Genomic DNA, 11989 nt, shown 5'->3' with positions numbered 1-11989 from the left:
GTGCGATCATGTTAAGGGCTAAATAAATGGCGAAGAGTGATTACTACGAGATTTTAGGCGTCGCCAAATCTGCAGACGAGCGTGAAATCAAAAAGGCTTACAAACGCCTGGCGATGAAACATCACCCGGACCGCAATCCCGGTGATAAAGAATCGGAAACCAAATTTAAAGAAGCGAAAGAAGCCTACGAAATTCTGACCGACCCGCAGAAGCGTGCGGCCTACGATCAGTACGGTCATGCTGCCTTTGAACAAGGTGGCATGGGCGGTGGCGGATACGGCGGTGGCGGCTTTGGCGGCGGCGGTGCAGATTTCAGCGATATCTTTGGCGACGTTTTCGGTGACATCTTTGGTGGTGGCCGCCGTCAGCGTGCATCCCGTGGTGCAGATTTGCGCTACAACATGGAGCTGACGCTGGAAGAAGCGGTTCGCGGCGTGACCAAAGAGATCCGTATTCCGACGCTGGAAGAGTGCGACGTGTGCCATGGCAGCGGCGCAAAAGCGGGCACCAAACCGCAAACCTGTTCAACCTGTCATGGTGCAGGTCAGGTACAGATGCGTCAGGGCTTCTTCACCGTCCAGCAGGCTTGTCCGACCTGTCACGGTCGCGGCTCGGTGATTAAAGATCCCTGCAATGCCTGTCACGGCCACGGTCGCGTAGAGAAATCGAAAACCCTGTCGGTGAAAATTCCTGCTGGTGTGGATACGGGTGACCGTATTCGTCTGAGCGGTGAAGGCGAAGCCGGTGAGCAGGGCGCGCCAGCGGGCGATCTCTACGTTCAGGTGTCGGTGAAAAAACACCCGATCTTTGAGCGTGAAGAGAATAACCTGTACTGCGAAGTACCGATCAACTTTGCGATGGCTGCCCTGGGCGGTGAGATTGAAGTGCCCACGCTGGATGGTCGGGTGAAGCTGAAAGTGCCGGCAGAAACCCAAACCGGCAAGCTGTTCCGTATGCGTGGACGCGGTGTGAAATCGGTGCGCGGCGGTGCGGTAGGCGATCTGCTGTGTCGTGTGGTGGTGGAAACCCCTGTCAGCCTCAACGACAAGCAAAAAGCGTTACTGCGTGAGCTGGAAGAGAGTTTTGGTGGACCCAGCGGCGAACATAACAGCCCGCGCTCCAAAAGCTTCTTCGACGGCGTGAAGAAATTCTTCGACGACTTAACCCGTTAATTCACAGCGGTCTGGCGTGATTAAAAACGGAGAGGAGACTCTCCGTTTTTTTATGCGCTCTGCGCGGCTGACACGGTTTCTCGCGCACTTTATGCTGCCCCTTTCACCGATATCGTCCTCTTTCCGGCCTGCTCTGGCTCACCCTTTGATGTAACAAAACGTCGGACTTAGTGTAAAAGCAGATAAATAAGCTTTTTCTCGGGTTCAGTGAATCGTTACACTGCTCGGCATTGTGTTTTCCGCTCAGGAGGAGTGCGTTTTGTCAAAACCTCGTCGTATCAAGCATTTACTGAAAAGTTTTATTGAGAGTGATGCCAGTAACGGCATGGTGCTCATTCTGGCTGCGGTCGTCGCTATGATCCTCGCTAATGGCGCTTCCACCGCCCAGGGCTACCAGGCTTTGTTGGACACACCGGTACAGATTCGCTTCGGCGAACTGGATATCAGTAAAAATCTGCTTCTGTGGATCAACGATGCGCTCATGGCGCTCTTTTTCCTGCTGATTGGTCTGGAAGTGAAGCGCGAACTGATCTCTGGTGAACTCGCCAGTCGCGATCGGGCCATCTTTCCGGTTATCGCCGCAGTCGGTGGCATGGCAGCACCTGCCATTGTGTTTTTGCTGTTTAACCATGGTGATGAGATAGCCCGAAATGGCTGGGCGATTCCTACTGCTACTGATATCGCGTTTGCGCTCGGCGTGCTTGCCCTGCTTGGCAGTCGTGTTCCCCCCGCCCTGAAGGTGTTCCTGATGGCGCTGGCGATTATCGACGACCTGGGTGCCATCGTCATCATCGCGCTGTTTTACACCAGCGACCTGTCTGTGATGTCCCTGAGCGTGGCGGCAGGCGCTATCGTGGTGCTGGCCGTGCTGAACCGCTGTAACGTGCGGAACATCGCGGTATACATGCTGGTTGGGATGGTGTTGTGGACCGCGGTTCTGAAGTCTGGCGTGCATGCCACGCTGGCGGGCGTCATTGTGGGCTTCTTCGTGCCGTTGGAAGAGAAAAACGGTCATTCGCCAGCGGAACACCTTGCGCACGGTTTAATGCCGTGGGTGAACTGGTTGATTCTGCCGCTGTTTGCCTTTGCTAACGCTGGCATTTCGCTGACGGGCATCACCTTTGGCGACGTGTTGTCGCCGGAACCACTGGGTATCATCCTGGGCCTGTTAATCGGTAAGCCACTGGGGATTACGCTGTTTTGCTGGCTGGCGGTGAAGCTGAGGCTGGCAGCCTTGCCCGGCGGCACGACTATTCGCGATATCATGGCGATTGGCGTGCTGTGCGGCATTGGCTTTACCATGTCGATATTTATCAGTTCGCTAGCCTTTGACGCTGCCCACGAGCAGTTAGTGACGTTCTCTAAGCTCGGTATCCTTAGCGGTTCACTGCTCTCCGCCGTGCTGGGCTACACCTTATTGCGCATCAAGCTGCGATAAAAAAGCCATTGCTGCAACACATTCATCCGGTGTTGCAGCAATGCTGGTTCCTGTCTCAACATCTCAACATCTCAACATCTCAACATCTCAACATCTCAACATCTCAACATCTCAACATCTCAACATCTCAATATGGCCTGTGACCCGCGATGACATCGCGCGTTGACTGGCTGTTATCGCGTTGCTCTGCGGCCGGTCTGAACTCGCAAGGACGCCGTGATTGACCTTCTCTGTTAACCCTGGGCCTGATAACCCGACAGAGGGCTCGTGAGAGAGGCTGTCCGGAGCGCTACGGGCCTGAACGGCAGCATGGTTCGGCAGGTTGAGAGCAGTGCAGAGGCGGTGGGTTGTCTGGCAGGGCAGGAAGATAAAGTCAGGAAGAGACAGTTGCCTGGCGGCGCTAAACAGCAGGCATAAAAAAACCGGCGTAGCGCCGGTTCTTTCAACAAAGCGATGAACAAATAGCGATTAAGCCAGTTTGTTGATCTGTGCAGTCAGGTTTGCTTTATAACGTGCAGCTTTGTTTTTGTGGATCAGACCTTTAGCAGCCTGACGGTCCACGATTGGTTGCATTTCATTAAATGCGTTCTGCGCAGCAGCTTTGTCGCCTGAAGCGATCGCCGCGTATACTTTCTTAACGAAGGTACGCATCATAGAGCGACGGCTTGCATTATGCTTGCGACGTTTCTCAGATGTTACGGCACGTTTCTTAGCTGATTTGATATTAGCCAAGGTCCAACTCCCAAATATGTTCGATAGAGACAAATCAAAGGCCGAGGACTATGCCTTTTGGACCTTCTGTTGTCAATGGATTTGTGCAAATAAGCGTCGTTACTCGTGATAACCTGTACGACACTCGGTTACGTATTTGATGGCGCAAGATTCTACCAGCTTCCGCTCCCTGAATACAGTATTTCGCAACAAAATTCTCTCAACGGCTCTGCATGTCAGTAAATACGGCCTGTTACGCATGAAAGGCGTGTTCACGGGTTAACCTTGACGGCTTTCGAGGGTATAATCCGCCGATTTCCACAGGTTTGAGTCAGCCATGAAGTTTATCCGCGGTATTCATAATCTTAATGCGCAGCATCACGGCTGCGTTTTGACCATCGGTAATTTCGATGGTGTGCACCGCGGTCATCAGGCGCTGATGGGGCGGTTGCTGGAAGAAGGACGCAAACGTAATTTGCCGGTGATGGTGATGGTGTTTGAACCGCAGCCGCTAGAACTCTTTGCGGGCGAAAGCGCACCCGCCAGGCTCACCCGCTTGCGGGAAAAGCTAAAATACCTGGCAGAAATTGGCGTGGATTACGTGCTCTGTGTGCGTTTTGACCATCGCTTTGCCGCGTTATCGGCGCAGAGTTTTATCAGCGAACTGCTGGTGAACAAACTGGGCGTCAACTATCTGGCTGTCGGGGATGATTTCCGCTTTGGCGCTGGTCGCCAGGGGGATTTCCTGCTATTACAGAAAGCCGGTGCCCAGTATGGTTTTGATGTGGTCAGCACAGAAACGTTTTGTGATGGCGGTAAGCGCATCAGCAGCACAGCGGTGCGTCAGGCACTGGCTGAGGACAACTTAGCGCTGGCGCAGTCGCTATTGGGCCATCCTTTCAGTATCTCAGGGCGCGTCGTGCACGGTGATGCACTGGGACGGACACTGGGGTTCCCTACGGCCAATATCCCGTTACGGCGCTGCGTATCGCCGGTCAAAGGCGTTTATGCAGTTGAAGTCGAGGGCCTGGGGCCAACGCCGCTGCCCGGCGTGGCCAATATTGGTACGCGCCCAACGGTAAAAGGTTTACGCCAACAGCTTGAAGTTCACCTGTTGGACATCAATATGGATCTCTATGGTCGCCACATTGATGTGGTGTTGAAGCAGAAAATACGAAACGAGCAGCGCTTTGCTTCACTGGATGCGTTGAAAGAGCAAATTGCGAAAGATACGGTAACGGCCCGACAATTTTTTGGTCTGTAACCTGAGCGAAAAACGGAATCGAGAATCTGATGAGTGACTATAAATCAACCCTGAATTTGCCGGAAACGGGGTTCCCCATGCGTGGCGATCTGGCCAAGCGCGAACCGGGAATGCTGCAACGTTGGTATGATGACAATCTGTACGGCATCATCCGCGAAGCCAAGAAAGGGAAAAAAACCTTTATCCTGCATGATGGCCCTCCTTATGCGAACGGCAGCATTCATATTGGTCACTCCGTTAACAAGATTCTGAAAGACATTATTGTGAAGTCTAAAGGCATGGCAGGTTATGACTCGCCTTATGTGCCGGGCTGGGACTGTCACGGTTTGCCTATCGAGCATAAAGTTGAGCAGATGATCGGCAAGCCGGGCGAAAAAGTCAGCGCCGCCGAATTCCGCGCCGCCTGCCGTCAGTATGCCGCCGAACAGGTTGAGGGGCAAAAAGCCGACTTTATTCGCCTGGGCGTGCTGGGTGACTGGGATCGTCCTTACCTCACCATGGACTTCACCACCGAAGCTAATATCATTCGTGCGCTGGGTAAAATCATCGGCAATGGCCACTTGCACAAAGGCGCCAAGCCGGTGCACTGGTGCATGGATTGCCGTTCTGCGCTGGCCGAAGCCGAAGTGGAATACTACGACAAAACCTCGCCGTCCATCGACGTGATGTTCAATGCCCTTGATGCCGATGCGGTGCGTGCAGCCTTTGGCGTCACCGCCTCAGAAGGCCCGGTTTCGCTGGTGATCTGGACCACAACACCATGGACCATGCCGGCTAACCGCGGCATTTCATTGCATCCTGAGTTCGAATACCAGCTACTGCAGATTGATGGCCGCAGCCTGATCCTGGCAAAAGATCTGGTTGAGAGCGTGATGAAACGCGCAGGCATCAGCGACTGGACCGTGCTGGGTGAGTGCCAGGGCGCGGCACTGGAATTGCAGCTGTTCCAGCATCCGTTGCTTGAGCAGATTCAGTCCAAAGTCGTCTTAGGCGAACACGTCACGCTGGATGCCGGTACGGGTGCCGTTCACACCGCACCCGGTCATGGCCCGGATGACTACGTGATTGGTCAGAAATATGGTCTGGAGACGGCGAATCCTGTCGGCCCCGATGGCGCCTACCTGCCAGGGACTTATCCCGGTCTTGACGGCATCAACGTCTTTAAAGCCAACGACATGATCGTTGAACTGCTGAAAGAGAAGGGTGCCCTGCTGCATGTTGAAAAACTGCTGCACAGCTACCCGCACTGCTGGCGTCACAAAACCCCGATTATTTTCCGTGCCACGCCGCAGTGGTTTATCAGCATGGATCAGAAAGGCCTGCGTGCTCAGTCACTGCAGGAGATCAAAGGCGTTCAGTGGATTCCGGACTGGGGCCAGGCGCGTATTGAATCCATGGTTGCCAACCGCCCTGACTGGTGTATTTCCCGTCAGCGTACCTGGGGCGTGCCCATGGCGCTGTTCGTGCATAAAGAGACCGAAGCACTGCATCCTGAAACCCTGGCGCTAATGGAAAAAGTGGCCCAGCGTGTTGAGCAAGAGGGCATTCAGGCCTGGTGGGATCTCGATCCGCGCGATCTGATGGGCGACGATGCCGATCACTACGTTAAAGTGCCGGACACCCTGGACGTCTGGTTTGATTCCGGTTCAACCAGCTATTCGGTTGTCGATGCGCGTCCGGAGTTTGGCGGAAATACACCGGATATGTATCTGGAAGGTTCGGATCAGCATCGTGGCTGGTTTATGTCTTCGCTGATGATTTCCACGGCGATGAAGGGCAAAGCGCCTTATCGTCAGGTGCTGACGCACGGTTTCACCGTCGATGGTCAGGGCCGCAAGATGTCCAAATCCATTGGCAACACCGTTGCACCGCAGGATGTGATGGACAAACTGGGTGCGGACATTTTACGCCTGTGGGTCGCCTCCACCGATTACTCGGGTGAGATGGCGGTATCGGACGAAATCCTGAAACGTTCTGCGGATGCCTACCGTCGCATCCGTAATACGGCGCGCTTCCTGTTAGCCAACCTGAGCGGCTTTAATCCGCTAACCGATCTGGTTAAGCCAGAAGAGATGGTGGTGGTCGATCGCTGGGCAGTCGGACGTGCGCAGGCTGCGCAGGCTGATATCGTTGCCTCCTACGAGAACTACGATTTCCACGAGGTAATTCAGCGCCTGATGCAGTTCTGCTCCGTGGAAATGGGGTCGTTCTACCTCGATATCATCAAAGACCGTCAGTACACCGCGAAAGGCGACAGCCTGGCGCGTCGCAGCTGCCAGTCGGCACTGTGGCACATTGTTGAGGCGCTGGTGCGCTGGATGGCACCGATCATGTCTTTCACGGCCGACGAAATCTGGGGCTATCTGCCAGGCGATCGGGCGAAGTACGTGTTCACAGAAGAGTGGTATACCGGCCTGTTTGGTCTGCCAGAAAACGAAGCGCTGAACGATGCCTACTGGGCAGAACTGCTTAAAGTACGTGGTGAAGTGAACAAGGTGATTGAGCAGGCGCGTAGCGACAAACGTATCGGCGGCGCGCTGGAAGCGTCCGTGACGCTGTATGCCGATGCGGACCTGGCGACGAAACTGCAGGCGTTAGGTAACGAACTGCGTTTTGTGCTGCTGACCTCTGGCGCACAGGTTGCTGATTACGCCCAGGCAGGCGGTGACGCGCAGCAGAGCGAACTGTTAAAAGGTCTGAAAATCGGCCTGAATAAAGCAGAAGGCGAGAAATGCCCTCGCTGCTGGCACTACACTACTGACGTCGGTCAGAATCCCGAGCACGCTGCGGTGTGCGGTCGCTGTTACACCAACGTAGCCGGAAACGGCGAAGAGCGTAAGTTTGCCTGATGAGTAAACCTGTTTTCTCCACCGGATTGCGCTGGCTGTGGCTGGTGCTGTTAGTTATCGTTGTTGATTTCGTCAGCAAGCAGTGGGTAATGAACAACATGATGCTGCATGAAACGCAGCCGCTAATGCCGTTCCTTAACCTGTTCTATGCGCACAACTACGGCGCAGCGTTCAGTTTCCTTGCTGATAAAGGCGGCTGGCAGCGCTGGTTCTTTGCCGGTATTGCGCTGGCAATTGTGATCTCGTTGCTGGTGATGATGTACCGCAACAGCGCCAGTCAGAAGATAGCCAATATCGCCTATGCATTGATCATTGGCGGCGCAGTGGGCAATCTGTTTGACCGTTCGTATCATGGCTTCGTGGTGGATTTTATCGATTTCTATGTCGGTAACTGGCACTTTGCTACATTTAATATCGCTGACTGCGGCATCTGTATCGGTGCCGCGTTGGTGGTGCTGGAGGGCTTTTTCAACCCTTCCAGCAAGCAGGTTAAAAAAGGGTAAAGCATGACTGAGTCTGTACAGGGCGACAGCGCGGTGTTGTTGCATTTCGTCATGAAGCTGGAAGACGGCTCTGTGGCAGAATCCACCCGCGCCAACGGTAAACCTGCGCTGTTTCGGCTCGGCGACGGTAGCCTGTCTGGCCCGCTGGAGCAGGCACTGTTGGGATTAAAAGCGGGTGAAAAACATCATTTCACGCTGGCGCCAGAAGATGCCTTTGGTAGCGTCAGCCCCGATCTTATCCAGTACTTTTCCCGTCGTGATTTTATCGATACGGGCGAGCCGGAGATCGGTGCCATCATGCTGTTTACCGGAATGGGCGGTAGTGAAATGCCGGGCGTGATTCGGGAGATTTCCGGTGATTCAATCACTGTGGATTTCAATCATCCGCTGGCAGGCCACCGCGTTCAGTTTGATATTGAGGTGCTGGATATCGATCCGGCACTGGAGGCGAACAATGCAAATTCTGCTGGCTAATCCACGTGGTTTTTGTGCGGGTGTCGATCGTGCCATCAGCATTGTTGAAAACGCACTCACCCTGTTTGGTGCGCCGGTTTATGTGCGTCATGAAGTGGTACATAACCGCTACGTGGTGGACAGCCTGCGTCAGCGCGGGGCCATTTTTATTGAGCAGATCGCGGAAGTGCCCGATGGCGCTATCCTGATCTTCTCTGCCCACGGCGTGTCTCAGGCGGTGCGCAATGAGGCGAAGGGGCGTGAGCTCACCGTCTTCGATGCCACCTGTCCCTTAGTCACTAAAGTTCATATGGAAGTCGCCCGTGCCAGCCGTCGGGGTGAAGAGTCGGTGTTGATTGGTCACGCAGGCCATCCGGAAGTGGAAGGCACCATGGGGCAGTACAATAACCCCAAGGGCGGGATGTATCTGGTGGAGTCGCCGGACGACGTCTGGAAACTGGACGTTAAAGATGACAACCGCCTGTCCTTTATGACCCAAACCACGTTGTCGGTGGATGATACGTCAGACGTGATTGATGCGCTGCGCGCCCGTTTCCCGAAAATCGTGGGGCCACGCAAAGACGATATTTGCTATGCCACCACCAACCGTCAGGAAGCCGTAAGGGCAATGTCGCAACAGGCCGATGTGGTGCTGGTGGTCGGATCGAAAAACTCGTCCAACTCCAATCGACTGGCCGAGCTGGCACAGCGCATGGGTAAAGCTGCCTATCTGATTGATGATGCGGCGGACATTCAGCCTGAGTGGGTAGTCTCTGTAGGTTGTGTTGGCGTTACGGCCGGTGCGTCAGCGCCCGATATTCTGGTTCAGAACGTGATTGCTCGCCTGCAGGAACTGGGCGGTGGCGAAGCGAGAGTGCTGGAAGGGCGGGAAGAAAACATTGTGTTTGAAGTCCCCAAAGAGTTGCGGGTTGACGTCCGCAATGTGCAGTAACCGCACACTCGCAGTTATTAAAAGGCCGACTCTGTTCGGCCTTTTTGCTTTTCAGACCAGGCCTGCGGCAGCTGAAATTGCTTTTACTGATAATCCGCCTTGCCTGGCATAAAAATTCTTATTATCCCTGATAAAGAGTGGCGCAGTTGTTATCTCATCGTTAACCTGATTGCGCTTGCATGCATAGTTTTGTTTTAGGAATGAATAAATATGAAGAATATCCGCATTGCCATCGTGGGCGCACCGGGGCGCATGGGGCGCAATCTCATCCAGGCGGTTGCGCAGATGGAAGGCGTTGAACTGGGCGCTGCATTAGCCCGTCCCGGATCGTCGTTGATCGGCAGCGACGCAGGCGAACTGGCCGGTACCGGCAACGCGGGCGTTATCCTGGGCGATGACTTACGCGCCGTGATCGATGATTTTGACGTCTTGATCGATTTTACCCGCCCCGAAGGAACGCTGGAGTACATGGCCATTTGTCGTGAGCACCGTAAGGCCATGATCATTGGTACCACAGGATTTGACGAAGCAGGCAAGGCAGCGATTCGTGATGCTGCGGCAGAGATTGGCATTGTGTTTGCCGCCAACTTCAGTATTGGCGTTAACCTGGTACTCAAGCTGCTGGAGAAAGCGGCCAAAGTCATGGGCGATTATGCGGATATTGAGATTATCGAAGCCCACCATCGCCACAAAGTGGATGCGCCTTCAGGGACCGCCCTGGCGATGGGCGAGGCAATTGCAGAGGCAATGGACTGGGAACTGGATGAACATGCCGTTTACAGCCGAGAAGGCCATACCGGCGAGCGTCATGCGAACACTATTGGTTTTGCCACCGTGCGAGCAGGCGACATTGTCGGGGAACATACGGCGATGTTTGCCGATGACGGTGAGCGCGTTGAGATAACCCACAAGGCTTCCAGCCGCATGACCTTTGCAAAGGGCGCGATAAAAGCAGCGTTATGGGTGAGTGAGAAGAAAACAGGGCTTTATGACATGCGCGACGTGCTGGATTTATCGAGTTTGTAATGGGTTTACCTGTGTGATGTGGTGATTTCAATCGCTAGTGAATTGATTGGAAAGGGCAATTTTTTAATTGCCCTTAATTTTATTTAAAATAAGGGGTTTGGCTAAATTTTTCAGTGAATGGCTTAAAATAAAGGTTATTACGTCCCTGTTTTTGTCATAAACCTGTTAATTTTGACCATTTGGTCAAAATTAATCGTGTGCACTATCAGAATAAACGTTGATTGCGATTGGCAAACGATTATTCGGCTGTGTTTACCCCTGTTTTTGCCGCTTATCCTCTGCATTTTCGTTCTGAGCCCGAAAAGATGTTAAAAATGTTGCTTCAGGGTGGACAAGTATCAGGACGATCATTAGAATGCGCGCAATTTGCCAAAAATTGACCACTCAGGCAGTTTTTGCATTGATTCAGATCACTATTATGAATTAATATGCAGATATTGTGACTGTTTATTCCCTGGAGGATGTTTTGATTAAGTCAGCGCTCTTGGTTCTGGAAGACGGAACCCAATTCCACGGTCGGGCCATCGGGGCTACAGGGTCGGCAGTGGGGGAAGTCGTTTTCAATACGTCAATGACCGGTTATCAAGAAATCCTCACTGATCCCTCCTATTCTCGCCAAATCGTTACTCTTACTTATCCCCATATCGGCAATGTTGGTGCAAACGCCGCCGACGAAGAATCCAGTCAAATTCATGCGCAGGGCCTGGTGATTCGTGACCTGCCGCTGATTGCCAGTAACTATCGCAGCGAAGAGAGCTTATCGGCTTATCTGCAGCGCAATAACATCGTCGCGATTGCCGATATTGATACCCGCAAGCTGACGCGTCTGCTGCGGGAAAAAGGGGCGCAGAACGGCTGTATCATCGCGGGCGACAACCTGGATGCCGCACTGGCCTTACAAAAAGCGCAGGCTTTCCCCGGCCTGAAAGGTATGGATCTGGCGAAAGAAGTGACAACGGCGGAAACCTACGCCTGGCAGCAGGGGAGCTGGACACTGGAAGGGGATTTACCGGAACAAACACCGGCGGAAGCCCTGCCCTACCATGTCGTGGCTTACGATTACGGTGCGAAGCGCAATATCCTGCGTATGCTGGTAGACCGTGGCTGCCGCCTGACGGTTGTGCCGGCCAAAACACCAGCCGAAACGGTACTGGCGATGAATCCGGATGGCATCTTCCTGTCTAACGGTCCTGGCGATCCTGAACCCTGCGACTATGCGATTGAAGCCATTCAGGCCTTTCTGAAAACGGATATTCCGGTATTCGGTATCTGCCTTGGTCATCAGTTGCTGGCTCTGGCCAGCGGTGCGAAGACCGTCAAGATGAAGCTGGGCCACCATGGTGGTAACCACCCGGTGAAAGATCTGGATAACAACCGCGTAATGATTACCGCGCAGAACCACGGTTTTGCCGTTGATGAAACCGATCTGCCCGCGAACCTGCGTGTTACCCATATCTCCCTGTTTGATAAGACCGTGCAGGGCATTCACCGCACCGATAAGCCAGCGTTTAGCTTCCAGGGTCACCCGGAAGCCAGCCCGGGACCGGGTGATGCCGCACCGCTGTTTGACCACTTTATTGAGTTGATTGACGCATTCCGTTCGAAAGCAAAGTAATCAGGA

10 protein-coding genes are annotated in these 11989 nt (G+C 53.8%); 9 read left to right on the top strand and 1 reads right to left on the bottom strand.

Translation table 11 applies throughout. The features are described from left to right. Window positions 1-26 precede the first annotated feature (26 nt). Both dnaJ and nhaA read left to right on the top strand, forming a co-directional pair. Window positions 27-1172, top strand: coding sequence for a molecular chaperone DnaJ (gene dnaJ, locus NR177_RS13660; RefSeq protein WP_063878356.1), 1146 nt, complete (start codon window positions 27-29; stop codon window positions 1170-1172). Window positions 1173-1431: 259 nt separating this feature from the next. Further along, the gene (nhaA, locus tag NR177_RS13655; RefSeq protein WP_145393595.1) at window positions 1432-2610 is read left to right on the top strand and encodes a Na+/H+ antiporter NhaA; all 1179 of its coding nucleotides are present in this window, start codon (window positions 1432-1434) and stop codon (window positions 2608-2610) included. Between the two features lie 468 nt (window positions 2611-3078). Here the strand turns inward: nhaA and rpsT are convergent, their stop codons facing one another. Beyond that, window positions 3079-3342: a 30S ribosomal protein S20 gene (gene rpsT / locus NR177_RS13650; protein ID WP_006117633.1), complete on the bottom strand. Its 264-nt coding sequence runs from the start codon at window positions 3340-3342 to the stop codon at window positions 3079-3081. Window positions 3343-3658: 316 nt separating this feature from the next. Here rpsT and ribF point away from each other — a divergent pair, with 316 nt between their 5' ends. The 7 genes from ribF (at window position 3659) to carA (ending at window position 11983) form a co-directional block, all read left to right on the top strand. Continuing rightward, window positions 3659-4585, top strand: coding sequence for a bifunctional riboflavin kinase/FAD synthetase (gene ribF / locus NR177_RS13645; protein ID WP_063878358.1), 927 nt, complete (start codon window positions 3659-3661; stop codon window positions 4583-4585). Window positions 4586-4614: 29 nt separating this feature from the next. Next, window positions 4615-7434, top strand: a complete 2820-nt coding sequence (ileS, locus tag NR177_RS13640) for an isoleucine--tRNA ligase (RefSeq protein ID WP_256853069.1) — start codon at window positions 4615-4617, stop codon at window positions 7432-7434. Then, window positions 7434-7937, top strand: coding sequence for a signal peptidase II (gene lspA, locus NR177_RS13635; protein ID WP_063878360.1), 504 nt, complete (start codon window positions 7434-7436; stop codon window positions 7935-7937). Before ileS ends, lspA begins: the two co-directional genes overlap by 1 nt. Before the next feature lie 3 nt (window positions 7938-7940). Next, window positions 7941-8411 (top strand): FKBP-type peptidyl-prolyl cis-trans isomerase, encoded by a 471-nt coding sequence (gene fkpB / locus NR177_RS13630; RefSeq protein ID WP_096010957.1) that lies wholly within the window; start codon window positions 7941-7943, stop codon window positions 8409-8411. Beyond that, on the top strand, window positions 8392-9342 hold the full coding sequence (gene ispH / locus NR177_RS13625) for a 4-hydroxy-3-methylbut-2-enyl diphosphate reductase (protein ID WP_063878362.1): 951 nt from the start codon (window positions 8392-8394) through the stop codon (window positions 9340-9342). Before fkpB ends, ispH begins: the two co-directional genes overlap by 20 nt. Before the next feature lie 210 nt (window positions 9343-9552). Then, window positions 9553-10368 (top strand): 4-hydroxy-tetrahydrodipicolinate reductase, encoded by an 816-nt coding sequence (gene dapB / locus NR177_RS13620; protein ID WP_256853068.1) that lies wholly within the window; start codon window positions 9553-9555, stop codon window positions 10366-10368. Between the two features lie 466 nt (window positions 10369-10834). Next, window positions 10835-11983 carry a glutamine-hydrolyzing carbamoyl-phosphate synthase small subunit gene (gene carA / locus NR177_RS13615; RefSeq protein ID WP_218994955.1) on the top strand — a complete coding sequence of 383 codons (1149 nt, stop codon included), beginning with the start codon at window positions 10835-10837 and terminating at the stop codon, window positions 11981-11983. The last annotated feature ends 6 nt before the right edge of the window (window positions 11984-11989 follow it).

The sequence above is a fragment of the Pantoea sp. Fr+CA_20 genome (genome assembly GCF_024520835.1).
In the GTDB taxonomy this organism is placed as follows: Bacteria; Pseudomonadota; Gammaproteobacteria; order Enterobacterales; family Enterobacteriaceae; genus Pantoea; species Pantoea allii.
Note: the sequence above shows the minus strand (reverse complement) of the source record. Positions and strands in the feature narration are given on the sequence as shown.

Coding starts and splice junctions, on each gene's coding strand:
- dnaJ (WP_063878356.1), top strand. CDS start 27: ATGGCGAAGAGTGATTACTACGAGATTTTAGGCGTCGCCAAATCTGCA.
- ribF (WP_063878358.1), top strand. CDS start 3,659: ATGAAGTTTATCCGCGGTATTCATAATCTTAATGCGCAGCATCACGGC.
- ileS (WP_256853069.1), top strand. CDS start 4,615: ATGAGTGACTATAAATCAACCCTGAATTTGCCGGAAACGGGGTTCCCC.
- lspA (WP_063878360.1), top strand. CDS start 7,434: ATGAGTAAACCTGTTTTCTCCACCGGATTGCGCTGGCTGTGGCTGGTG.
- fkpB (WP_096010957.1), top strand. CDS start 7,941: ATGACTGAGTCTGTACAGGGCGACAGCGCGGTGTTGTTGCATTTCGTC.
- ispH (WP_063878362.1), top strand. CDS start 8,392: ATGCAAATTCTGCTGGCTAATCCACGTGGTTTTTGTGCGGGTGTCGAT.
- dapB (WP_256853068.1), top strand. CDS start 9,553: ATGAAGAATATCCGCATTGCCATCGTGGGCGCACCGGGGCGCATGGGG.